Below are 22,429 nucleotides of genomic sequence, written 5' to 3' on the forward strand. Positions count from 1 at the left end.
CGGGCGGCGACGGCCCGCCTGAGCGGCCCCCGAAGGCCCGGCCTGTGGCCGGTCCGCGCGACCAGACGGACACGGGGCCGGACCCGGTCGGTCACCGGGAGGCCGGGCCGTGCGGTCGGGCCCGCCGGGCCGGTTCGCGGAACCGGACGGGCCCCCGGCCCGGCCCGTGCGATCGCCCGCAAGCGCGGCCTGCCCCCGCCTACGACCAGGTGATGCCCGACCTCTCGCGCCACAGGCGCGCCGGCGCCGCGTCGCCCGTGACCGACACGGCGTCGAGCGGCAGCCGGTTCCACAGCGTCAGGTAGAGCCGCTCCGCCGGGCCGGTCAGCTCGCAGTCGCACGGCCCCTCGCCGCCGCGCTCCGTGCGCGCCGGCTCCTGGGAGAGCCGTACCGTCCACACGTCACCCGTGTCCGTCGCGGCGACGCGCAGCAACTTCGGGGTCTCGGTGCGCACCCGGCTCTTGGGTCGCGCGTGGAACGCCGACAGCAGTTCATCGATCCCGTCCACCGCGAAATCCGCGGCGACCGGCCCGGGTTTCCCGTCCGCGGCGGACTCGGCATCCGCCCGGTGCACCGCCGTCTCGTGCGCCTGCCGCCGCGCCCAGAACGCCAGCGGCGAGGGCGCCGGGAGGAACGACCAGCACTCGAGGTCCGCCGGGGCCTCGCTGAGCGCCGCCACCAGCAGCCCGTGCCCCTCGCGGAACCATTCGAGCAGCTCGTCGCCGTCGAGATCGGGCTCCCCGGCGTCCGGGTGGTAGGCGGTGTACCCCTCGGTGACGAACGACGTCGCCCAGCGGTGCACCATGCCCGTGTGCCGCAGGAGATGCCGCACCTGCCAGCCGGGGCATGTCGGCACGGGGGCCTCGGGGCCCGCCGATTCGGCGGCCGCCGCGAGCAACTGCCCCTCGCGGACGAGGGACTTGATCAGTGCCGAGGTCTCCACGGCGGAGATTCTGCCAGCCCGGCCGGACGCGCTCCAGAGTGCCCGCGCGGCCTCACGCACGCACGGTGTGTCAGGCCCCGTGCGGGCGCGGTCCGCTGCGGTCCACCGCGCAGCAGCCGGACGAACAGCCCCAGCGCACAGGCCTGGACCAGTACGGCGACGACCAGTGCCGGGTAGAGGAACGCGGCGGACTCCGCCACGCCCTCCCCGAACAGCGTCCCCAGTGCCATGAGCGCGAAGATCGTCGGCGCGGTCAGCAGGAACAGCCATATCCCGGCCAGTGACGCGTCCTCCTGATGTACGAACGCGGTGTCGACGGCCACGAAGAGGGCTGCCGCGGCGACCAGCGCCAGATAGATCCTGGACGCGAGGTTGCCGAAGGTCAGTTGTGCGAGCGAGGTCAGTCGGGCGTGCATGGCCGTCTCCCGTGGTCGTCGTCCTTCCATGCTGCGACGGCCCGGGTGCCCGCACCTGAGTACGGCTACTCAGGTGCGACTGGGGGAAACGGCCCGTTCCCGGGAGGGCTCGGCGTCACGCCCGTGCCGCGCGACCTCCGCGCCGGGAGCCGACGCGTGCCGGGCGCAGTACGCGATCAGCGCGGCCCCACCGGCCAGTGCCGCCACCGTCGTCAGCGCGACGGGCAGCGAGAACCAGTCGGCGAGGAAGCCGATCGCCGGCGGGCCGAGCAGCATGCCGCCGTAACCGAGCGTGGACGCGGCCGCGACCCCGCCGGGGCCGGCCAGTGCGCCGGCCCTGCCGACGGCCACGGGGAAGATGTTGGCCAGGCCCAGCCCGGCCACCGTGAAGCCGGCCAGGGCGAGCCACACGGTCGGCGCGAGCGCCCCCACCAGCATTCCGGCCGCGGCCGTGGCGCCGCCGGCGACGAGCGTACGGGTCTGGCCCAGCCGCTCCAGCAGGAGCGTGCCGGTGAGGCGGCCCGCGGTCATGGCGAGCGCGAACAGCGAGTAGCCGGCGGCGGCCACGCCCGGATGCGCGTGCAGATCCTGCTCCAGGTGCAGCGCGCTCCAGTCGGCCATCGCACCCTCGCCGTACGCGGTGCACAGCGCGATCACGCCGAAGAGCACCACCAGGTTGCGGGTGCGTCCCGTCAGGCGCGCCGGTGCGGAGCCGGTCGCGGGGTCGTCCGCGGCCGGCGCCGGGTGGGCCAGGAGCACGGCGCCGGCGGCGGCGGTGACCAGCAGGCCGAGCCCGGTGAGTGCGACCAGGTGTGCGGTGGGGGACAGGCCCCCGGCGACGAGCCCGCCGAGTCCCGCGCCGAGCATGCCGCCGAGGCTGAACGCCGCGTGGAAGCCGGGCATGACGGGCCGTCGCAGCGCGGTGACCAGGTCGACGGCCGCGCTGTTCATGGCGACGTTGATCCCGCCGTACGCGGCGCCGAAGACGAGGAGCACCAGACCGAGGGCGAGCGCGGAGTGCGTCAGCGGGGGCAGGGCCATGCTCAGGGAGAGCAGCACCGCGCTGGCCACGGTCACGGCATGGCTGCCGAAGCGGCGGCAGAGCCGGCCGGTCAGCGTCATGGTCACCACGGCGCCGGCCGAGACGCCGAGGAGGGCGAGGCCGAGGTCGCTCGCGGAGGAACCGGTCTGTTCCTTGATCGCGGGGATGCGGACGACCCAGCCGGCGAAGAGGAAGCCGTCGAGGGCGAAGAAGACGGTGAGGGCGGTGCGGAGGCGGGACAGGGAGAGGGAGGCGGGGTCTCCGCCGGGTCCCCCCGGTACGGCCGTCCTGAGTTTGTTTAGTAGCGGCACAAAGTCAGAATAGAGGCAACGGACCCTTGTGTACAAGGCGGCTGCTCCACGTCCGGATCATGGGAGACTCACCATCATGAACGGCAAGGCGACGACCAACCGGACGAGACTGGAAAGAGGCCGCAGCGCCCTCGGCCCGGCACTGGAACTGGTGCACACCGGGCGGGCGCCCACGCGTGCCGTCCTCACCGCCGAGCTCGGCGTCACCCGCGCCACCGCCGGAGCCGTCGCCGCCGAGCTGGAGGCGCTCGGCCTCATCCGGGTCGACTCCCGGCCCGGCGCCGCCGCCGGGTCCCAGGGCCGCCCCTCGCACCGCCTCTCCGTCGACGACACCGGCCCGGTGGTCCTCGCCGCCCAGGTCCACGCCGACGGATTCCGCGCCGCGCTCGTCGGTCTCGGCGGCCGCATCGTCGCCACCGCGCCCGGCTGCGTCACCGTCCAGGCGGATCCGGCACAGGTCCTCGGCGAGGTCGTCGAAGCGGGCGCGGCGCTGCTGCACGAGAGCGGGCGCCGCTGCGCGGGGGCCGGGCTCGCCGTACCCTCCGCGGTCGCCGAACCCGAGGGGACCGCCCTCAACCCGCTGCACCTGGCCTGGCCGGCCGGTGCTCCCGTACGCGACATCTTCGCCGAACGCGTCGCCGCCGCGGGCATCCGAGGCCCCGCCTTCACGGGCAACGATGTCAACCTCGCCGCACTCGCCGAGCACCGCCACGGCGCCGGCCGCGGCGCCCAGCACCTGCTGTGCGTCGCCACCGGCCACCGCGGCGTCGGAGGCGCGCTGGTCCTGGACGGCCGCCTGCACACGGGCAGTTCGGGTCTCGCGCTGGAGGTCGGCCATCTCACCGTCAACCCGGAAGGCCGCCCCTGCCACTGCGGCAGCCGGGGCTGCCTCGACGTCGAGGCCGACCCGCTCGCCTTCCTGACCGCCACGGGCCGTGATCCGGGCCCCGAGGTCTCGCTGCTCCAGCAGTCCAGGGACCTGCTGCGCGGGGAGTACGGCGACCCGGCCGTCCGGGGGGCGGCGGCAGAGCTCATCGACCGCCTCGGCCTCGGCCTCGCCGGACTGGTCAACATCCTCAACCCGGACCGCATCATCCTCGGCGGCCTCCACCGCGAACTCCTGGAGGCGGACCCGGAGCGCCTGCGCGCCGTCGTGGCCGACCGCAGCCTGTGGGGCCGCAGCGGGGGCGTCCCGATCCTGCCGTGCACCCTGGACCACAACTCACTGGTGGGCGCCGCCGAACTGGCCTGGCAGCCGGTCCTCGACGACCCGCTCGCCGCGCTCGCCTGACGCCCCGCGGGCGGGGCCACCCGTCCGGAGGACGGCTCCGCGATCCGCGCGGTGCTTGCGGGTAGTCCACGACATATGACCCACACGCCCTCCGGGCCGCACCGCGCGCACCGGTTCGAGCACCTGCACCGCAAGGTGCTCGAATCACCCGTCGGGCTCGGCTGGTACCGCGGCCGGGAGATGGAGCTCCTGCATCGCGCCATGGGCTTCGCCGCGCTCGCCTTCGTCACCCTCGTGCCGCTGCTGATCGTCGTCGCGGCCGCCGACCCCGTCAGCGCCGAAGGCTTCGCCCGCTGGCTCGGCCAGGCGCTCGGCGTCTCGCCGGAGTCCCAGCGGCAAGTGGAGGAGCTGTTCGGCATGCCCGGCCAGGCGCTCCAGCGCACCACGGCCTTCGGCCTCGCCGCACTTGCCGTCTTCGGGCTCACCTTCGGCTCGGCCGTGCAGACAGGCTACGAGAAGGTGTGGGACCTGCCCACCGCCCGATGGCACACCATGTGGCGTCACGTGGTGTGGCTCGCGCTGCTGATCTTCTTCGTCCTGGTGTTCGTCAACGTGCCCAGCCCCGGGGAGTCGGCCCTGGTCATCGTGCTCGCCACCATCGCCGATCTGCTCGGCACGATCCTGTTCTTCTGGGTGTCCCAGCGCCTGCTGCTCGGCGGTCGCGTCCGCTGGCGTGCTCTGCTGCCCGGCGCGGTGGCCACCGCCGTCTCCCTGCTCGGGCTGCGGATCTTCTCCCAGGTGGTCTTCTCGCCGCTGATCGCCTCGAACGCCGTGACCTACGGCCCGTTCGGCACCGTCCTCGTGCTCCAGTCCTGGCTCGTCGGCGTCGGCGTGGTCGTCTACGGCGGGGCGATCGCGGGCCGCCTCGTCCACGAGGAGCTCACCCGGCGCAAGCTGGACCGCGCGGTCGCGCACGACGACCTGTAACGCCGCTCGTCCCGGGCGCGGCTCTCCCGGGCCTCGCCTCCGGCTCGGTGGTGCGGCTCCGGCGCCGGGCCCCGGGCTCGTCCAGGGCTCGCCCCGGCCTCGCCTCCGGCGTTCCGTTCCGTTCAGCCCTGCTGCACCCCGCCCGGTGCCATGGCGAAGGCCGCCGCGGGGTTGGCGACCAGGATCCGGTCCGTCAGCTCCTCGCCCAGGGCCGCCTCCAGGCGCGGCCGCAGCCGCCGCAGCAGGTGCACCATCCCCGGCGTCTCGGGCGTCACCGTGTCCCCGCCCAGCAGCAGCCGGTCGCCGTGACCGGCGTCCGCCAGGGCGGCCAGGAGCTCGGGCAGCCGCCAGTCGGTCGCGTGATACGCCCGAGAGGGGCCGTCGAAGGCGAGAAACACGCCCGCGGCACCCGCCTCCCGGTGCACCACGGGATCGGGGGACCGGCCCAGGTGACCGAGGATCACGGAGCCCGGGGGCACGCCCAGTTCCCCGCAGAGCAGGTCCAGGACGTCGAGCGCGCCCGTGCCCAGCTCCAGGTGGACCGCGATCGGGGCGCCCGTGCGCCGGTGCGCCTCGGCGGCGGCGGCCATCGTGAGCCGGGCGTGCGCGTCGACGGTGTGAAAGGCCCCGGCCACTTTGACGATCCCCGCCCGCACCCCCGAGTCGCCGATGCCCTCGGTCACCTCCCGGGCGAACAGACCGGCCAGACCCGCCACGCCGAGGTGCGTGAAGTCGCGCGCGTAATGGACCGCCCGGTGCAGCCCGGTGGCAGCGACGATGTGCACACCGTACGAGCGCGACAGCGCCACCAGGTCGGCGGGCCGCCGGCCCATCCCGTACGGCGTCCACTGCACCACCGTCCGGCCGCCGAGCGCCGCGAACGCCCCGATCCGGGTGCCGGCGTCCGCAGGGTCGTCGAGCTCGGCGCCCGGCAGCAGGGGAGAGTGCAGGAAGACATGGTCGTGCGCGTCCGTGACCCCCAGCTCCGTGGCCGGTACGTCCCCGAGGACCGTGCGGACGAGCGTCACCAGTGCCTGCCCCGGCTCAGGGCGCCCCGCTCGGGCGCCGACACGTGCAGGACCTCGTAACGGTCGCCGGGCGTCGCGGGGGAGTCGTGGTCCCACAGGGTCACGTACAGCAGCTCCCAGCGGTACGGGTCGACGCCGAGGGCCGCGCAGACGGCCCCGTCGTGCCGTGCCAGCCGTTCCGTCTCGGCCGCCGCCTCCTCGACGAGCGCGCCGGGCCGGGCGCCCGCGGGAAGCCGCTGCCTGCGCCGGACGGCCGTACGCGCACCGGCCGCCGCCGCGGGCCCCTCGTGGTACGCGGCCCCCGTCCAGTGCTGTACCTCCGGGCGGCCGAAGTCGTCGACGATGCCCTGGAATCCGGCCCCCCACAGAAAGCTGTTCATGCCCTCGGAGGCGGTCCACAGATACAGCGGCGCGTACTGGTTCACGGGTGAGCCGCCCGCCCGTTCGCGTATCAGATACGCCTTGAGACCCAGGCCGGGGAAGTCGTCGAGCAGATGGCCGCGCCGCTCCACGCGGTCGCGGATGATGCCCATGTCGTAGTCGGCGGGCAGGGTGATCTCGTACTGCATCGCGTGCACGGTCGGGGTCAACTCCCTTGTGCGGGCCGGGATCCGAGGAGGGCGAGCAGGCCGCGGACGCCCGCGTCGAAGGCAGCCGTCGAGCCGGAGGCGCGGGCCAGCACATAGCCGCCCTGCACGGTCGCGACGATCGTCGCCGCGACCTCGGCCGGGTCCAGCGCGGCACTCAGCTCGCCGCGCTCACTGCCCTCTTGGACGATGTCGGCGAGCCTGCCCCGCAGCCAGGCGAGCGTCTCGTCCACCGGCGCCCGCAGCTCGTCACTGGCGATGACGTCCGGGTCCATCGTCAGCCGGCCGACCGGGCACCCGCGCAGGACGTCGCGCTCGCGCAGCAGGTACGCGGCGATCCGCTCGTGCGCGCTGCCCGGACCGCCGAGCGCCGCCTCGGCCGTGGCGCGCAGCTCGTCGGCCGTTCGCCGGATCGCGGCCAGCGCCAGGTCCGGCTTGCCGGAGAAATGGTGGTACATGCTGCCCTGGCCCGCGCCCGCGCGCTGCTGGATCGCCTTCGGGCTGGTGCCCACGTAACCGCGCTCCCACAGCAGCTCACGGGTCGCCTCGACGAGGCGTTCCGAGGTACTCATGCGCTCACTGTACATACCAGTAGGTACAGAAGACAGTCCGGGATCTCGGCCGGCCGGAAGCAGTCGCTCCCGGCCGCCGTACTCCCCAGGAGGTACGCGCACAGCCGCTGGCAGTACGACGACTCGGACCCCCTTCCGGCGGGAGCCTCGAAAGCGTCACGGAACCACCGAACAAGCGCCACCGAGGAGCTGAACCGAGATGAACACCCTCGCCCACGACGGGCCCGGCCCGTGGATTCTCTTCTTCCCGCTGATCTGGGCGGCCGTGGTCGTCGGCGTCGTCGCCGTCCTGCGGCGCACCGGCATCTGGCGCCCCCGGCGCGCCCCCTGGCAGGGCAGCCGGCCCCCGATCGCCGAGAGCTCCCCCCTCGCCGTGCTCGGCCGCCGCTTCGCGGCGGGCGAGATCGACGAGGAGGAGTACTGGCGGCGGCTGTCCGTCCTGGACGAGCAGTTCGGCCGCGCCACCAAGGACGGTGCGGCATGACCACGCACGCGAACGGGACCCGGACCACCGGGTCCCGCACCGCCGCCCGGGTCGTCGACGCCGTGAAGATCTACGGCAGGGGCGACACCGAGGTACGAGCCCTGGACGGGGTGACCGTCGACTTCCCCGCCGGCCGCTTCACCGCCATCATGGGCCCCTCCGGCTCCGGCAAGTCCACGCTCATGCACTGCGCCGCCGGGCTCGACACCCTCACCTCGGGCTCCGCGCACATCGGCGGCACCGACCTCAGCGGTCTGGACGACCGGAGGCTCACGCTGCTGCGCCGCGAACGCGTCGGCTTCGTGTTCCAGGCCTTCAACCTCGTTCCCACCCTGACGGTGGCGGAGAACATCACCCTGCCCATGGACCTGGCGGGGAAGGAACCCGACCGCGCATGGGTCGACGCCCTCGTCGACACCGTGGGGCTGCGCGACCGGCTGCACCACCGGCCGAGCGAGTTGTCCGGCGGACAGCAGCAGCGCGTCGCCGTCGCCCGCGCCTTCGCCGGCCGTCCGGACGTCGTCTTCGCCGACGAGCCCACCGGCAACCTCGACTCCCGCTCCGGCGAGGAGGTACTGCGCCTGCTCGGCGGCACCGTGCGCCGCACGGACCGCACCGTCGTCATGGTCACCCACGACCCGGTCGCCGCCGCCCACGCCGACGAGGTCGTCTTCCTCGCCGACGGCCGGCTCGTCGACCGGATGGCGGACCCGACGGCCGAGCGCGTCCTCGACCGGCTCAAGGCCTTCGACACCCGCGGGCCCTTGACGGAGGTGGCGACATGAACGGCAACAGCGCGACGCTGCGCCTGAGCCTGAACTCCCTGCGCGCCCACAAACGCCGCTTCGCGGGCACCTTCACCGCCGTCCTGCTCGGCGTCGCCTTCCTCGCCGGCACACTCGTCATGGGTGACACCCTGCGCGCCGGATTCGACACCATGTTCGGGGGCGCGACCAGCGGCACCGACGCCGTCGTGCGCAGCACCACCGTCGTCACCGTCTCCGGCGAGAGCCAGGGCACCCGCCAACCCGTACGGACCGATCTGGTCAATCGAATCCGGCAGACCCCCGAGGTCGCCGCGGCCGAACCCACCATCCAGGGCGCGGGCCAGCTCATCGGCGCCAACGGCAAGCCCGTCGGCGGCCAGGGCCCGCCCACCCTCGCCGGGAACTGGATCCAGGACCCCGAGCTCAACCCCTACCAGCTCGCCGACGGCCGCGCCCCCGCCAGGAGCGGCGAGGTCGTCGTCAACCGCGGCGCCGCCGAGACCGGCGGACTGCACCTCGGCGACACCACCGTGCTGCGCACCCCCGACCCCGTCCCGGTCACCGTCGTGGGCCTCGCGACCTTCGGCGGCGAGGACGGAATGGGGCAGACGACGTTCACCGGGATGACCCGCGCCGACGCCGAGAAGTACCTGACGCCCACGCCCGGCGAAGCCGCGTCCATCCAGGTCCGGGCCGGCCCCGGAACGAGCCAGCAGGAACTCGTCGACGCCCTCGCCCCCGTGCTTCCCTCGGGAGTCGAGGCCATCACCGGGCAGCGGTCCGCCGAGGAGAACCAGGAGATGATCTCCGGTCAGTTCCTGAACCTCTTCACCACCCTGCTGCTGGTCTTCTCCGGCATCGTGCTGCTCGTCGCGACCTTCTCGATCCACAACACCTTCGCCATCGTCATCGCCCAGCGCACCCGCGAGAACGCCCTGCTGCGCGCCCTCGGCGCCTCCCGTCGCCAGATCGTCGGCTCGACCCTCGTCGAGGCGGCGTTCGTCGCCCTGGCCGCCTCGGCGGCCGGACTGCTCGGCGGCATCGGCATCGCCGCCGGTCTCCAGGCGCTCTTCCCGGCGGTCGGCTTCCCCTTCCCGGAGGAGTCCCTCCAGGTCAGCGGCGTCTCGCTGCTGCTGCCCCTCGCCGTCGGCGTCGTCGTCTGCCTGGGCTCCGCGCTGCTGCCCGCCCTGCGCGCCGGACGCACCGCACCGCTCGCCGCCCTGCGCGAGGTGGCCGTCGACCACTCCGCCGCCCTCGGCCGGCGGGCCGCCCTGGGCGCGGCTCTCGCCGTGGCGGGCATTGCCACCGTCCTGCTCGGCGTGCTGGCCACCCCGTCCCTCGTGCTCTCCGGCACCGGCGCCGTACTCGCCCTGGTCGCCTTCGTCGTCCTCGGGCCCGTCGCCTCCTCGTACGCCGTACGGGTCCTGGGGCGGCCGCTCGACCGGATGCGCGGGGTGTCCGGGCGGCTCGCCCGGCGCAACGCCCTGCGCAGCCCCAAGCGCACGGCGGCCACCGCCACCGCGCTGATGATCGGTGTCGCCGTCGTCTCCCTGTTCACCGTCTTCGGTGCCTCGCTGAAGGCGACGATGGACCAGACCGTCTCCCGCTCCTTCGCCGGCGATGTGGCGGTGAGCACGCCCGCCTTCGGTGCGGGCGGCAGCGGACTCAGCCCGAAGCTCGCACCCGCCGTCTCCCGGCTGCCCGAGGTGGAGTCCGCGGTCGGGCTCGGCCGCGGCGTCGCCGAGATCGACGGCGCGGGACGGCAGCTGACGGTCACCGATCCGGCCGCACTGGCCGGCTCGTTCGACCTCGGGACCGTACGGGGCTCGCTCGACGCGCTCGGCACCGACGGTCTTGCCGTGGCGGACACGGCGGCCGAGGAGAACGGCTGGCGGACCGGCTCCACCGCACGCCTGGCCTTCACCGACGGCACCGAGCGGACCTTCACCGTCCGGGCCGTGTTCGAGCAGTCCGAACTCGCCGGTGACTACGTCATCACCCGGGCGGCCTGGGCGCCCCACCGCGGCCAGGACTCCGACACCCTCGTCGCTGTCACCTTCAAGGACGGCGTGGGCGCCGCCGACGGCAAGGAGGCGGTCGAGAAGACGGCGGCCGCGTACGGCAGTCCCGAGGTGCAGACCCGCGAGGAGTACGCCGAGAGCTCCGCCGGGGCCATCGACATGATGCTCACCCTGGTCTACGCGCTCCTCGCGCTCGCGGTGGTGATCGCCCTCCTCGGCATCGCCAACACGCTCACGCTGGCGGTCCACGAACGGACCAGGGAGCTCGGTCTGTTGCGCGCCGTGGGCCAGACCCGCGGCCAACTGCGCGCCATGGTGCGCTGGGAGTCGGTGCTCGTCGCCGCCTTCGGCACCGCGGGCGGACTCGCGCTCGGCGCGCTGCTCGGCTGGGTTCTCGTCGAGGCGTCGGAGGGCACGGGCGACACCGCGTTCGCCTTCGCCGTCCCGCCGGTGCAGCTGCTGGTCGTGGCGCTCGTCGGTGTGGTGGCCGGGGCGGTGGCGGGCTGGCGGCCCGCGCGGCGCGCGGCACGGCTCGACGTCCTGCGCGCGATCGCGACCGAATGACCGCTCGGGACCACGGCCGCCCGGCCGTCCCCGCCCTGCCCGGTCAGCCCGCAACGGCGGACCGGGCGGTGGCAGTTGCGGCCTCGGCCTCGGCCTCCGCCTCGGGCATCTCGGTGAACGGTCCGGTGGTGGTTGCCCCGTACACCGCCGGATACTCGGGCAGCGAGACCGCGGGGCACGTCGCGGGCAGCGTGAACCAGACGACCTTCCCCGCATCGCCTCGCGGCCGTACGCCCCAGCTCTCGCTGAAGGCGGCCACCAGCGCGAGCCCGCGGCCGTGGGTCTCGGAGGAGTCCGCGTCATGGACGGTCGGCAGACGCGGATCGTGGTCGTGGACGGAGACCGTGAGCTTGTCTAGCAGCAGCTCGACGTCCACGGTGCACGTCTTGTCCGGCTGAGCGTGCCGGAGCACATTGGTCAGCAATTCGGTGACGCCGAGCGCAGCCTGGTCGATCAGAGGATCGAGGTGCCAGTAGCGCAGTTGCGCCGAGATGATTCTGCGGACCTGACCGATCCGCGACGGCAGGGCCTGGAGCTCCACCGTGCAGTGCCTGCTGGGCTGGCTGATCACGGCTGCGACTCCCCGAAATGAGGTCCGGAAGAAGACGAGACAAGAGATCCAGCAGTCGGCCGTCTGCTGAACATACCGGCGGGTCTGGATCTCAGCGTGACCGCCGGTGAACCCTGAGTGATGTGGAACCAGCGTGAACCATGGCCTGGGGGGCCGCAACTCGCGGCACTCCCGTGGCCGTTCTCAACTCCTGTTGCCGCCCGCCCCGCGTACCGCGTCGAGGAAGCGCCCCGCGAGGGCCTTTGCCTCCGGACGCCGGCTGCGCTGACCCATGGTCAGGCGGTACCGCTTGCCGTTCAGCGTCGCCACCGTGCTGTCGTCACCGGCGAACCAGGGCCTGCCCGCGGTGACCGCCCGCACGGGCGCGCTCTCGATCACGCGGCCGTAGCTCGTCATCAGCGCCAGCCGGCCGTCCTTGATCAGAACCTGTCCGGCCCGGGTCAGTGAACGCGGCCAGCGCTCGATCCGCACGCCTGTGGCGCTGAATTCCGGCTCCGCGGTTGCCATAGTGTCCGCCCCCTTTGCAGCGACTCCTGTGGGAAGTCTGCACACTTGGGCCGCTGTGCACCAGTGCGCCTGGTCAGAGCCTTGCACAAGTGACTCCTATGGATCCCCAAAGTGAACGTTTGCCCAGGTGAGGGGCTTACTGTTGCGGGTGGGCACACACCGTGGACCAGTGGCGGGCGAGGCGAGGGCGGCACTCATGAGCACGCGTGAGAATCCAGTGGCGGACGAGGCGACCGGAGCGTCGGCCGAACGGGTGAGATCGGGCGCGGACCGGACGGCGGGCACGACCGGGGCGGTCGCGACCGTCGACGTGGACCGCACCGACCCCGCGTACCGGGCCTGGCTGAAAGAGGCCGTCCGCAAGGTCCAGGCCGACGCCAACCGCTCCGCCGACACCCACCTGCTGCGCTTCCCCCTGCCCGAGGACTGGGGCATCGACCTCTACCTCAAGGACGAGTCCACGCATCCGACGGGCAGCCTCAAGCACCGCCTGGCCCGCTCGCTGTTCCTGTACGGCCTGTGCAACGGCTGGATCCGCCCGGGCAAGCCCGTCATCGAGGCGTCCAGCGGTTCGACGGCCGTCTCGGAGGCGTACTTCGCGAAGCTGATCGGTGTCCCCTTCGTCGCCGTGATGCCGCGCACCACCAGCCCCGAGAAGATCCGGCTGATCGAGTTCCACGGCGGGCAGTGCCACTTCGTCGACGACTCCCGGCTGATGTACGAGGAGTCCGCCGCGCTCGCGGAGCGCACGGGCGGCCACTACATGGACCAGTTCACCTACGCGGAACGAGCCACCGACTGGAGGGGCAACAACAACATCGCGGAGTCGATCTACCAGCAGCTGCGGCTCGAACGCTATCCGGAGCCCGCCTGGATCGTCGCGACCGCCGGTACAGGTGGCACCTCGGCGACCATCGCCCGGTACGTGCACTACATGCAGTACGACACCCGGATCTGCGTCCCCGACCCGGAGAACTCCTGTTTCTTCGACGGCTGGACCCACGGCGACCCCGACGCGAGCAGCGACTGCGGCTCGCGCATCGAGGGCATCGGGCGGCCCCGCATGGAGCCGAGCTTCGTCCCCGGCGCCATCGACCGCATGATGAAGGTCCCGGACGCGGCCAGTGTCGCCGCCGTGCGTGCCCTGGAGACGGCCATCGGGCGCAAGGCGGGCGGCTCGACCGGTACGGGCCTGTGGAGCGCGCTCAAGATCGTCGCCGAGATGGTGGGCAGGGGCGAGAGGGGCAGCGTCGTCACCCTGATCTGCGACCCGGGGGAGCGCTACCTCGACAAGTACTACTCCGACGAGTGGCTGGCCGGACAGGGCCTGGACATCCGCCCGTACGCCGCCGCGATCGACTCGTTCCTGGACACGGGCGCCTGGCCCTGCTGAGCGGTGCGCGGGAGGCGGGGGAGCGGCTCAGGAAGCACCGGGCGCCGTCAGCCGGCGGTCCAGATTGCGCACCGCGTCCCGGAACGCACGCCCCAGCCCTCCTCTGCCCAGCCGCATGGCGACGCGCAGCGGAGCGGGCCCGTCCGCGGCGAAGGTCCACTGGATGCGCGATCCCGTAGGCGTCGGCGTGATCCGCCACTCCTCCAACAGGGCACGCAGCCCAGGGGCATTGGTCTGCTCGATGCGGTACGCGTAGCGGCTGTCCGGCTCCTTCGCCAGGATGCGCTCGGTGAACACCGTGCCGCCCTTGAGCCGGACCTCGCGGCCCGCGCCGCCCTCCGTCGACCGGGCCGCTGTCACGGCCGTGAACCACTCGGGCAGGCTCTCGACGTCCTCGGCCAGCGTGGCGTACACGGCGGACGGCACGGCGGACACCGGGGCCGAGAACACCAGACGTATCGGTGCGTTCTCCACGAACTCCAGCTCGACCCGGCGTAGTTGGCGTGCCATGGTGCGGACCTCCAGTGGGGGGTGAAAGGCGTGCGGGGACCGCACACCCTAGCGGCGGCGCCGGAGGATGTCCGCCCCTGCGGCCGCCGCGCGAGTACGCGGTCCGCGCCCCACGTCCTGGTGCGTGCGTATCGGGTCCGCGCCGCACGTCCTGGCGCGTAGGTATCAGGTCCGCGCCCCATGTCCGGGCGCTTGAGCCCGCCCGTCCGTGCCTCCCGCCCTGGCGCGTGAGCCCGCACGTCCGTGCCTCACCGCTTGCGCGTGAGCAACCCGTCCAGCGCGCGGCCGAAAACCACCCGGCCCACCCCGGCGACCAGCCGGTCCAGCGGGGCCGGCAGCACCGCGAAGTGCAGTTCCTCCACCCACACCACGGCCGAGCCCTCGCCCACCGCACGCACCTCGATCTCCGCCCAGCCCGTGATCACCCGGCCGCGCTTGACCAGCCGGCACCGCCCGGAGCGCGAGCCCACGGGCGGCTCCCAGCGCACGACCTCCATCGGGTCGTCGAAACCGAGCCGTCCGATGCCGCTGCGTGCCACGAACACCGTGCCCACATCCGTCGGCCCGGCGTCCTTCACCGACACGGACGTCAGGGGCACCTGCGCCGCGTGCGCCGGCCAGTCCGTCACCCGCAGCCAGCACTCGTCGACGGGCAGCGCGGTCGTCCGGCCGATGCGGAACACGCCCATCCCGGCTCAGCCGTCCTGCCCGCGAGCCGCCTCGTCGTCACCGGCGACGACCAGGCCGGGCAGGTACTCGGCCATCTCCTCGCGCGCCTCGGCCGACAGCCCCGCGTCCGTCACCAAGGTGTCCACGTCCGACAGCTGGGCGAACGAACTCAACCCCACCGTGCCCCACTTGGTGTGGTCCGCGACCACGACCACGCGCCGCGCGGCGGCCACGAACCGGCGGTTCGTCTCGGCCTCGGCCAGGTTCGGCGTCGACAGACCAGCCTCCACCGAGATGCCGTGCACCCCGATGAACAGGATGTCGAAGTGGAGCGACCGGATCGCCTGATCCGCGACCGGCCCGACCAGGGAGTCCGACGGCGTGCGCACCCCGCCGGTGAGGACCACCGTCGCGGCCCCCGGCCGCTGACCGCCCGCCGGACCCGTGCGCTGCGCGGAGTGGAAGACGTCCGCGACCCGCACCGAGTTGGTCACCACCGTCAGATCGGGCACGTCCAGCAGATGGTGCGCCAGCGCGAACGTCGTGGTGCCGCCCGACAGCGCGATCGCACTGCCCGGGACCGCGAGCCGCGCCGCCGCCCGCGCGATGTCCTCCTTGGCCGTCGGCTCCAGCGCCGACTTGGCCTCGAACCCCGGCTCGTGCGTGCTCGCCTCGACGACCGGCACGGCTCCGCCGTGCACCTTCTCGACGACGCCCTGGCGGGCCAGGGCGTCCAGATCGCGGCGCACCGTCATGTCGGAGACGTTCAGCCTGCGGGTGAGTTCGTTGACCCGCACACCGCCGCGCCTGCGGACCTCGTCGAGGATCAGGGCACGCCGCTGCTCCGCGAGCAGGTTCTGGTTGTCGCTCACCGCCGGGGGACCGGTCCTTCCGTGTCGTCGCCGCACCGGGACGTACAGCGCCTGTCGGCCAGGGTTTCTCATCCTCGCACGCGGGCCGCGGAGCGGGCTCGGGGAGATTCCGTAAGTGCGGTGCGGCGAACCGTCATGATCCGGGATTCTGGTCACGAACCGCAGCACGGCCGCGCACCCGCTGTTCCTCCCACCGCCCCTGCGACGAGAGAGAGTCACCTCAGTGTCCCCTGCCACTCCGGCACCGTACGGCGAAGGACCCGCGCTGGAGCTGCTGGTCCACGGCGTCGGCGGAGCCACCCCGCAGGACATGCTCAAGGACCCCCGCACCGTCCGGATCACCGGCGACGACAAGGCCGCCGTGTACCGGCGCGCCGACGACGCCCTGGCCGAGCAGCACCCCGAGGAGTACCTCGACCGGCCCGTCCCCGAGGCCTACGTCTGGTCCAACCTCACCTCCGGCAACGGCGCGCGGGCCCTGTGGCTGCTGCTGCTCCCCTTCATGGTCGCCAACCTCGCCCACTGGATGCGTCCCAGGGCCGGCGGCAGTCGGCGCACCACCCGTCTGTACGGGGCGCTGGTGCGGATGGTCGCGCTCAGCCTCACGGTCCTGCTGACCGCCGCCGCCTGCGAGGTCGCGCTGGACCTGCTGGCGTGGCAGTGCGCGGGCTCGGCCGCGTGCAGTGGGGAGCGGGCCTGGCTCGGGTTCCTCTCGGCCGAGCAGGGCGGCTGGTGGTCCCAGCCGGGGCGGCGGCTCGCACTCGCGGCCGTGGTGCCGGCCGCGCTCGTGGTCCTGCTGTGGTACCTGTCCAACCGCACCTGGAGCGCCTACGAGTCCCAGCGGCCGCCCACTGCCGCCGACGGGTGCGTCGCCGGTGTCGACGCGTCCGACACCGACGGGTCGGGCGGGCCGGGCGGGTCCGGTGACGGCGACGACCCGGAGTCCGATGACGCGTTCGGTGACGGGTTCCACGACGAGGCCGGCGGCGCGGCCGGTGACGAGCCCGGCAGCCGGTCCGAGTCCCGCGAGCCCCGCAGGCCCTTCGTGCGGCCCGCGCTCGGCAGGCCCGGCTTCTGGTACGGCCGCAGGCTCGTCGCCCGGCTGCGCGCCGCGCACACCGCGGCCGGATTCCTGACGGTCGCCGCCGCGGTGGCCGGAGCCGCCGCCCGCCACGACCGCTCGGCGGACGACACCCTGCTCAAGGTCTGCGGCGTACTGCTCGAAACCGCACTGGCCCTCGCCGGCACCGCCGTGCTGTGGGTGGTGCTGCGCAGGGGGCGCAGCGAGAAGCGGATCGACGCCCGGCTCGACCGGGCGGCCGTACGGTATCTCCCCGGCACCGCCCTGGCGTTGCTCGCCCTGTCCCTTCTCTACGCCGCCTGGTCCCGGCCCGCCTGGGAGTCGGCGGCGACCCTCCCCGGGGACGTCACCTTCCGTGTGATCGCCCTCACCCAGGGGGCGCTCGTCGTCGCCCTCGCCGTCGTCGCCCTGCGGCTGCACCGCCGGGCACGCCACCCGCGCGCCGTGCTCCACGGCTTCGGCGGACCGGCCGTCGCCATGCTCGCCTGCGCGCTCGGCGGAGTGATGACCGGCGGCGTGGCCCAGCGCGTCGCCGACTGGCTCGACGGGCCCGGAACGCCAGGCATGGACAAGCACGGCGCCATTCCCGGACCGCCCGTCCTGCTCAGCTGGCAGGCCGCCGTGATACCGGTCCTGCTGATGGTCCTGCTGCTGCCCGCGCTCGCCCTCGCCGTACGGACCTGGCTCCTCGGGCGCCGCCTCGCCCCCGTCGTCGAGGCCGAGTACCGCGAGGACAGGCCGGACCCGGTCCGCACCCGGCGGATCGCGGGCACCCGCGCCAGGGCCCGACTCACCGACGAGGCACCCTTGTTGGTCGGCCTGCTCGCCGGGGCCACTCTGCTGCTCGGCTTGGGCGCCGTCGTCGGCGCATGGGTGAGCGGCGAGGTGCCCGGCCGCGCCTTCGGCGAGACCGGCGGCCTGACCGAGTCCACGGCCGAGGCCGCCCAGGCGCTCGGCTCCTGGCTCGTCGGCTTCGGCTTCCTCCTGTTCGTCACCATGGGCCGCCGCGCCTACCGCGACCGGTCCGCCCGCCGCACCATCGGCATCCTGTGGGACGTCGGCACGTTCTGGCCGCGCGCCGCCCATCCGTTCGCCCCGCCCTGCTACGCCGAACGGGCCGTGCCCGACCTCACCTGGCGCATGTGCACCTGGACGGAGCGCAGCGGCGGACGGCTCGTCATCTCCGGGCACTCCCAGGGCAGCGTCCTCGCCGCGGCGGCCGTGTGGCAGCTTCCGGCCGCCACCCGCCGCCGCGTGGCCCTGCTGACGTACGGATCACCACTGGAACGGCTCTACGGCCGCTGGTTCCCCGCCTACTTCGGGCCCGCCGCGCTGCGCGAGCTCAACAGCCAGATGGACTGCTGGCGCAACCTGTGGCGGACCACCGACCCCATAGGCGGACCCGTGCTGGTGCCCGCCGCGGGCGGCCACCCCGACGTCGACCGCGACGCGCTCAAGGACCCGCTGGTCCACGGCCGTTCGGGCCGCTACCCGCTGCCCGAGCCGATCCTCGGTCACTCCGACTACCAGGCCGACCCGTCGTTCGCCAAGGAACGCGCCCACCTGCTCGACCGGCTCACCCCGGCCGTACCCGTGCAGGCCAGGGCGGAACACCAGGCCGCGCCCCCGGCCGGCGCCGAGGGGCCGTACGCCCCGGACACGCCGGGCAGCCCCTAAGGAAGCTCGGGCAGATCCTCCGCGTAGAGCAGGGTCAGATCGTCGGTGCTCACCTCGACGAGCTCCGCCACCCGTACCGCGTGCCGCTCCACCATGGACTCGAACGTCTGGCGCGCGGTACGGCCGTTGCCGAAGGCCGGGCCCTTCGGCAGCGCCGTGAAGTACTTCAGCAGGGCCTCCGCCGCACCCTCGCCCAGCCGGTACTCGTGCTCCTCGGCCTGCTGCTCCACGATTCGCAGCAGCTCCTCCGGTGCGTAGTCCGGGAACCTGATGGTGCGTGAGAAGCGCGATGCCACACCCGGGTTGACCGACAGGAACCGCTCCATCTCGGCGGTGTACCCGGCGACGATCACCACGACCGCGTCCCGGTGGTCCTCCATCAACTTCACCAGGGTGTCGATCGCCTCCTTGCCGAAGTCGCGGCCGGAGTCCTCGGGCGACAGGGCGTACGCCTCGTCGATGAAGAGCACCCCGCCGCGCGCCCGGTCGAACGCCTCCTGGGTGCGGATCGCCGTCGAGCCGATGTGCTCGCCGACCAGGTCCACCCGGGAGACCTCGACGAGATGGCCCCGCTCCAGGACACCGAGGGAAGCCAGGATCTCGCCGTACAGCCGGGCGACCGTCGTCTTGCCGGTGCCGGGGGAGCCGGTGAAGACCAGATGGCGGCGCACGGACGCGGCCTTGAGGCCCGCCTCCTGACGGCGCCTGCCCACCTCGATCATGTTGGTCAGCGTGCGCACCTCGCGCTTGACGCTGTCCAGACCCACCAGCGCGTCCAGCTCACCGAGGACCGCTCCCGAACTGCGCGCCGGCTCGGCGGCGGGCGCTGTTGTCGTCCCTGTCCCTTCGCCGGCTGCCGGGGGAGCGGCGCTCCGGGCGGCGGGGAGGGCCGACAGCAGGCCGGCGGTCTGCGGGGCGGCGGTCAGCACGGCCGTCGCGCGCTCGGCGCCGGGCCGCACCGTGCCGCTCTCGTCGCTCGTGCAGTCCTCCACGATCGGGCCGTCGTCCTCGCCGAACTCGTAACCGCCGCGCGTGCAGCGCTCGGTGCGGCAGCGGCTCAGCATCGTCCGGCACCCGTCCATGACATGGAAGCCGTAACCGCCGCTGCCCGTCACGCGGCAGCCGCGGAAGGTGCCCCGGCCCTCGGCCGACACGTAGAAACCCGCCTCGGCGGGCGAGGTGACGGTGCAGCGCTCGATCAGCGGGTCCGCTCCCTTGGTCACGATCACGCCGGTCTGCGCCGCGTCGATCGTGCAGCCGTTCAGCGTGCCGCCGCTGCCGTGGTCACGGAACCAGGCGCCGGTGGACACCTCACGGATCCTGCAGTCATCGAGCTGGGCGGTCGCGCCGTCGCTCACGGAGACCGCCGTGTTGCGCACCTGGGAGAGATCGCTGTCGACGACGTCTGCGCGCGAGCCGCGGTCCAGGACGAACAGGGCGTCCGGGACGTCGTGCACGCGGCAGGAATCGAGCACGGCTGTCGCTCCGTCGCTGACCCAGACCGCCGGGTAGTCGCCCGTGCTGTCGTGGATCTCGCACTGGTGGGCGTCCACGCGGGTGCCCGGATCCCACACGGACAGGCCGTTGCGCCCGAAGCGGCGCACCGTGGAGCGGGTGAGCGTGAGCACGGAACGGGACCGCAGATCGATCGCGTTCTCCGGGATGTCGTGGATGTCGCAGTCGGAGAGGGTGAGCACGGCGTCCGTGTCGAGCGTGATGCCGTCCGAGGTGGTGCGGTGCACGGAGGAGTCGGTCAGATGCGCCGTCGCCCGCGAGGCGATCTGCACCCCGGTGCCCTTGACCTCGTAGATCTCGCAGCCGACGGCCTCCAGGCTGCTGCCCTCACCGGTGACGGCCACGCCCGCGCCGGAGGCGTGGTGGACCCTGCAGCGGTCCAGACGGGGGTGTGCCCCGCCGCGCACCGACACCCCCGACTGTCCGGCGGCGACGACCTCGCACTCCTCGAACACCCCGCTCGCGCCGTCCAGTACGGCGATGCCGACACCGGCCGGGTTGTCCACGGTGCAGCGGCGCACCGTGGGCCGCGCGTCGCCGCGAACCTCCAGGCCCGCTGCCGAACGCGTCACGATCCGCAGGTCCGTGAGCTCCGGTGTGCCGTCCTCGACGAGCAGCGCGGGGGCCGCCGAGTCCTGGCCCTCCACATGCAGGTCCTGGACGGTGGCGGACGCGCGCACGGTCAGCGGCACTCCGTCCACGGGCGCGATGCGCACCGACCCCACCGCACCCTCCGGCCCGCGCAGCGTCACCGCCCGCTGGACGACGAGGTTCTCGCGGTACGTCCCCGGGGCCACGGTGAGGACGTCGCCGTCGCCTGCGGCCTCCAGGGCAGCGGCGAGGGACGCGTACTCACCTGTGCGGCGCCGCCACCGCGATGTGCCGGTGTGCGTCACCTGGACCGTGCCCTGTGCCATGGTGCTGCCTTGCCCCCACCTCGTGTTCTCGTGCATCGCCGCGCCGATGACGGGGACGCGTCCCGCACCCCGCGTGGGGGGTCGCACCACCGTAGCGCGCGCGGCGGGCGGGAGTTGACGGGGCGGGTCAGCTGCCGGCGCCGGCCCGTCCCCAGTCCGGACCCACCGCGGCCCAGGCCCGGTCGAGATCGGCCAATCTGCGCCGCACCAGCCGCCACAGCACGAGCCGTCTGCCGCACTCGACGAGCAGACCGGAGGCCAGCCCGGCTCCGATCCCGGCGAGCGTCGCGTGCACCCGGGCCGTGGCGGGCTCCATGGGGCGCGGCATTATTCGGCCGGAACTGTCCGTCCACACCCTGAACGTGGTGCCCGCGCGGGAGGACCGCAGACCGGCCGACAGCGTCCCCGTGCGCCGGGTCCCGTCGGGAGCCGTCCATTCGGCCGCGACCGCACGGCGCTGCTCGCTCGCCGCGGCCGACTCCGGGTCGGCGGCCGCGGGGCCCGCCACCGTGGCCGGTCCGAGGACCGTGGCCGTCGTGGCATGGCGCTGCTGACGCTGGATCCGCACGGACTGCCGCAGCGACTCGTCCGTCAGCGTGCCGGTGATCCAGCCGACGACCGGGGCCGCTGTGAGGAGGAGAAGCGCCGCGACGAGGGCCAGCCACGCCTCGGCCAGATCCGTCGCACGGCGCAGGGGATTGTGCCGCCAGCGCCAGACTCCCGCGGCTGCTCGCACTGCTCGCCACCCCCTTCTGTGCCCGTGATGCCCGATACGGCACGGAACAAGCGCGGGTCGCGCGAAGAGAGAGTCAGGTCACCCCCTCCCGTCGCCCCCTGTCCGTCGCGAGGATGTCCTCACGATCGGTCCAACGCAGGGCGCTCCGCGGAGGGTTCCCGCCGGGCGGCGAATTCCACGGAAGGGTGACGGAGGGGTCCGGGGGAGCCGAGCCGAAGGGTGGGGAAGGGCCGGAGCCCCCTGCCCCTGTCACGCGCCAGGACGGCCCGCGCCCGCTGACGGGCCTGCGCGGCGGTGGTCCGGCACACGCCAACACCGGCCGCGGAGCACCCGGTTGCACGAAACCCCGGCCGACAAGTCGACCGGGGTCCCACCGATGGTCTCCCCGCATCCCCCGCGGCTCCGCCACCGTGCGCCGGGCGCGCTTCCCGCGATCGGCCGCGCAGCGGCCGGCCGTACGGGGCGCCGTCTCCGGCTGCCGTCAGTGCGCCGTCAGTACCCCCGTCCCTGATACGGGCGGTTGTAGGGGTCCTCGTACGGCGCGGGCGAAGGTGCGGGCCGTACCGCGGCCGGGCGCATGGCCTCGTACCCGGTGGCGGCAGGGCGCGGCTGCTGCGGCTGGCCCTGGTACTGCGGGCCGGGGTATCCGCGGGGTGCCGACGCCTGCTGCGGGATGTACGGCGCGGGCGCGTGCTGCAGCGGCATCGGCTGCTGCTGCATCTGCTGCGGATATCCGTAGGAAGGAGACGGCGAAGGTGCCGCCGGGAGGGCGGGCAGCGCCGCGGGGAGTGCCGGCAGGTAGCTGCTGCCGGTGTCGTACGCGGCGGGCACTCGGATCGGCGCGATCTGAGGCGTGCCCCGCTCCGCGACCAGGGAGTCGTAGATCGGGGTGTCGGGGAACGACGGCGCGGAGTAGTAACCGCCGCCGTAGGTGGCGCGGGGGGAGGTCATGGCACATAAGTTAAGCCCACGATGTGCTGGTTGGGGAGCCCGATAAGAGGGTTGTTTCGGCTGCTGTGAGTGACGAC

The 22,429-nt window shown here is 73.6% G+C and carries 21 protein-coding genes; 7 read left to right on the forward strand and 14 right to left on the reverse strand.

Annotated features, from left to right (window positions below):
• Nucleotides 1-199: 199 nt before the first annotated feature.
• The 3 genes from ACF08N_RS23055 to ACF08N_RS23065 form a co-directional block, all read right to left on the reverse strand.
• The gene (locus ACF08N_RS23055) at nucleotides 200-943 is read right to left on the reverse strand and encodes a maleylpyruvate isomerase family mycothiol-dependent enzyme (protein ID WP_392326537.1); all 744 of its coding nucleotides are present in this window, start codon (nucleotides 941-943) and stop codon (nucleotides 200-202) included.
• Nucleotides 925-1,359, reverse strand: a complete 435-nt coding sequence (locus ACF08N_RS23060) for an SCO4225 family membrane protein (RefSeq protein WP_392326538.1) — start codon at nucleotides 1,357-1,359, stop codon at nucleotides 925-927. Before ACF08N_RS23060 ends, ACF08N_RS23055 begins: the two co-directional genes overlap by 19 nt.
• A 69-nt stretch (nucleotides 1,360-1,428) precedes the next feature.
• Nucleotides 1,429-2,712 carry an MFS transporter gene (locus ACF08N_RS23065; RefSeq protein WP_392326539.1) on the reverse strand — a complete coding sequence of 428 codons (1,284 nt, stop codon included), beginning with the start codon at nucleotides 2,710-2,712 and terminating at the stop codon, nucleotides 1,429-1,431.
• Between the two features lie 76 nt (nucleotides 2,713-2,788).
• Here ACF08N_RS23065 and ACF08N_RS23070 point away from each other — a divergent pair, with 76 nt between their 5' ends.
• Nucleotides 2,789-4,003 (forward strand): ROK family protein, encoded by a 1,215-nt coding sequence (locus ACF08N_RS23070; protein WP_392326540.1) that lies wholly within the window; start codon nucleotides 2,789-2,791, stop codon nucleotides 4,001-4,003.
• Between the two features lie 75 nt (nucleotides 4,004-4,078).
• The gene (locus tag ACF08N_RS23075; protein ID WP_392326541.1) at nucleotides 4,079-4,930 is read left to right on the forward strand and encodes a YhjD/YihY/BrkB family envelope integrity protein; all 852 of its coding nucleotides are present in this window, start codon (nucleotides 4,079-4,081) and stop codon (nucleotides 4,928-4,930) included.
• A gap of 122 nt (nucleotides 4,931-5,052) precedes the next feature.
• Here ACF08N_RS23075 and ACF08N_RS23080 read toward each other — a convergent pair whose 3' ends face one another.
• Genes ACF08N_RS23080 through ACF08N_RS23090 form a run of 3 tightly spaced genes read right to left on the reverse strand, consistent with a single transcriptional unit; the run spans nucleotide 5,053 to nucleotide 7,132 of the window.
• Complete coding sequence (locus ACF08N_RS23080) at nucleotides 5,053-5,958, reverse strand: phosphotriesterase (RefSeq protein WP_392326542.1); 906 nt, start codon at nucleotides 5,956-5,958, stop codon at nucleotides 5,053-5,055.
• Nucleotides 5,955-6,536: a DUF4865 family protein gene (locus ACF08N_RS23085; protein ID WP_392326543.1), complete on the reverse strand. Its 582-nt coding sequence runs from the start codon at nucleotides 6,534-6,536 to the stop codon at nucleotides 5,955-5,957. Before ACF08N_RS23085 ends, ACF08N_RS23080 begins: the two co-directional genes overlap by 4 nt.
• Nucleotides 6,537-6,544: 8 nt before the next feature.
• The gene (locus ACF08N_RS23090; protein ID WP_392326544.1) at nucleotides 6,545-7,132 is read right to left on the reverse strand and encodes a TetR/AcrR family transcriptional regulator; all 588 of its coding nucleotides are present in this window, start codon (nucleotides 7,130-7,132) and stop codon (nucleotides 6,545-6,547) included.
• A 184-nt stretch (nucleotides 7,133-7,316) separates the two neighbouring features.
• Here ACF08N_RS23090 and ACF08N_RS23095 point away from each other — a divergent pair, with 184 nt between their 5' ends.
• The 3 genes from ACF08N_RS23095 to ACF08N_RS23105 are packed head-to-tail and all read left to right on the forward strand — an operon-like array spanning nucleotide 7,317 to nucleotide 10,953.
• On the forward strand, nucleotides 7,317-7,601 hold the full coding sequence (locus ACF08N_RS23095) for an SHOCT domain-containing protein (protein WP_392326545.1): 285 nt from the start codon (nucleotides 7,317-7,319) through the stop codon (nucleotides 7,599-7,601).
• Entirely contained in the window at nucleotides 7,598-8,386 is a 789-nt protein-coding gene (locus tag ACF08N_RS23100) for an ABC transporter ATP-binding protein (RefSeq protein WP_392326546.1), read from the forward strand. Before ACF08N_RS23095 ends, ACF08N_RS23100 begins: the two co-directional genes overlap by 4 nt.
• Entirely contained in the window at nucleotides 8,383-10,953 is a 2,571-nt protein-coding gene (locus tag ACF08N_RS23105) for an ABC transporter permease (protein WP_392326547.1), read from the forward strand. The genes ACF08N_RS23100 and ACF08N_RS23105 overlap by 4 nt, the downstream gene beginning before the upstream one ends.
• 43 nt (nucleotides 10,954-10,996) lie before the next feature.
• On the opposite strand, the gene ACF08N_RS23110 is transcribed toward ACF08N_RS23105, so the two are convergent.
• Together ACF08N_RS23110 and ACF08N_RS23115 are read right to left on the reverse strand one after the other, a co-directional pair.
• Complete coding sequence (locus ACF08N_RS23110; RefSeq protein ID WP_392326548.1) at nucleotides 10,997-11,524, reverse strand: ATP-binding protein; 528 nt, start codon at nucleotides 11,522-11,524, stop codon at nucleotides 10,997-10,999.
• Between the two features lie 183 nt (nucleotides 11,525-11,707).
• Nucleotides 11,708-12,031, reverse strand: a complete 324-nt coding sequence (locus ACF08N_RS23115) for a hypothetical protein (RefSeq protein ID WP_392326549.1) — start codon at nucleotides 12,029-12,031, stop codon at nucleotides 11,708-11,710.
• Between the two features lie 196 nt (nucleotides 12,032-12,227).
• On the opposite strand from ACF08N_RS23115, the gene ACF08N_RS23120 reads away from it, so the two are divergent.
• Nucleotides 12,228-13,424, forward strand: coding sequence for a PLP-dependent cysteine synthase family protein (locus tag ACF08N_RS23120; RefSeq protein WP_392326550.1), 1,197 nt, complete (start codon nucleotides 12,228-12,230; stop codon nucleotides 13,422-13,424).
• 27 nt (nucleotides 13,425-13,451) lie between these two features.
• On the opposite strand, the gene ACF08N_RS23125 is transcribed toward ACF08N_RS23120, so the two are convergent.
• From ACF08N_RS23125 to ACF08N_RS23135, 3 genes are all read right to left on the reverse strand, one after another.
• The gene (locus ACF08N_RS23125; protein ID WP_392326551.1) at nucleotides 13,452-13,934 is read right to left on the reverse strand and encodes an SRPBCC family protein; all 483 of its coding nucleotides are present in this window, start codon (nucleotides 13,932-13,934) and stop codon (nucleotides 13,452-13,454) included.
• Between the two features lie 248 nt (nucleotides 13,935-14,182).
• Nucleotides 14,183-14,623 carry an SRPBCC family protein gene (locus ACF08N_RS23130; RefSeq protein WP_392326552.1) on the reverse strand — a complete coding sequence of 147 codons (441 nt, stop codon included), beginning with the start codon at nucleotides 14,621-14,623 and terminating at the stop codon, nucleotides 14,183-14,185.
• Between the two features lie 6 nt (nucleotides 14,624-14,629).
• Nucleotides 14,630-15,475: a DeoR/GlpR family DNA-binding transcription regulator gene (locus tag ACF08N_RS23135; protein WP_392326553.1), complete on the reverse strand. Its 846-nt coding sequence runs from the start codon at nucleotides 15,473-15,475 to the stop codon at nucleotides 14,630-14,632.
• Nucleotides 15,476-15,698: 223 nt separating this feature from the next.
• Here ACF08N_RS23135 and ACF08N_RS23140 point away from each other — a divergent pair, with 223 nt between their 5' ends.
• Nucleotides 15,699-18,233: a hypothetical protein gene (locus ACF08N_RS23140; RefSeq protein ID WP_392326554.1), complete on the forward strand. Its 2,535-nt coding sequence runs from the start codon at nucleotides 15,699-15,701 to the stop codon at nucleotides 18,231-18,233.
• Here ACF08N_RS23140 and ACF08N_RS23145 read toward each other — a convergent pair.
• The 3 genes from ACF08N_RS23145 to ACF08N_RS23155 all read right to left on the reverse strand — a co-directional run bounded on the left by ACF08N_RS23145 (nucleotide 18,230) and on the right by ACF08N_RS23155 (nucleotide 22,352).
• Nucleotides 18,230-20,665, reverse strand: coding sequence for a right-handed parallel beta-helix repeat-containing protein (locus tag ACF08N_RS23145; protein ID WP_392326555.1), 2,436 nt, complete (start codon nucleotides 20,663-20,665; stop codon nucleotides 18,230-18,232). The two genes, ACF08N_RS23140 and ACF08N_RS23145, sit on opposite strands and share 4 nt — an antisense overlap.
• Before the next feature lie 127 nt (nucleotides 20,666-20,792).
• Nucleotides 20,793-21,401 carry a hypothetical protein gene (locus ACF08N_RS23150; RefSeq protein ID WP_392326556.1) on the reverse strand — a complete coding sequence of 203 codons (609 nt, stop codon included), beginning with the start codon at nucleotides 21,399-21,401 and terminating at the stop codon, nucleotides 20,793-20,795.
• A 492-nt stretch (nucleotides 21,402-21,893) separates the two neighbouring features.
• Entirely contained in the window at nucleotides 21,894-22,352 is a 459-nt protein-coding gene (locus ACF08N_RS23155) for a DUF6643 family protein (RefSeq protein ID WP_392326557.1), read from the reverse strand.
• Nucleotides 22,353-22,429: the final 77 nt, after the last annotated feature.

Origin of the sequence: Streptomyces sp. NPDC015127 (assembly GCF_043080095.1) — a bacterium.
GTDB lineage: Bacteria > Actinomycetota > Actinomycetes > Streptomycetales > Streptomycetaceae > Streptomyces.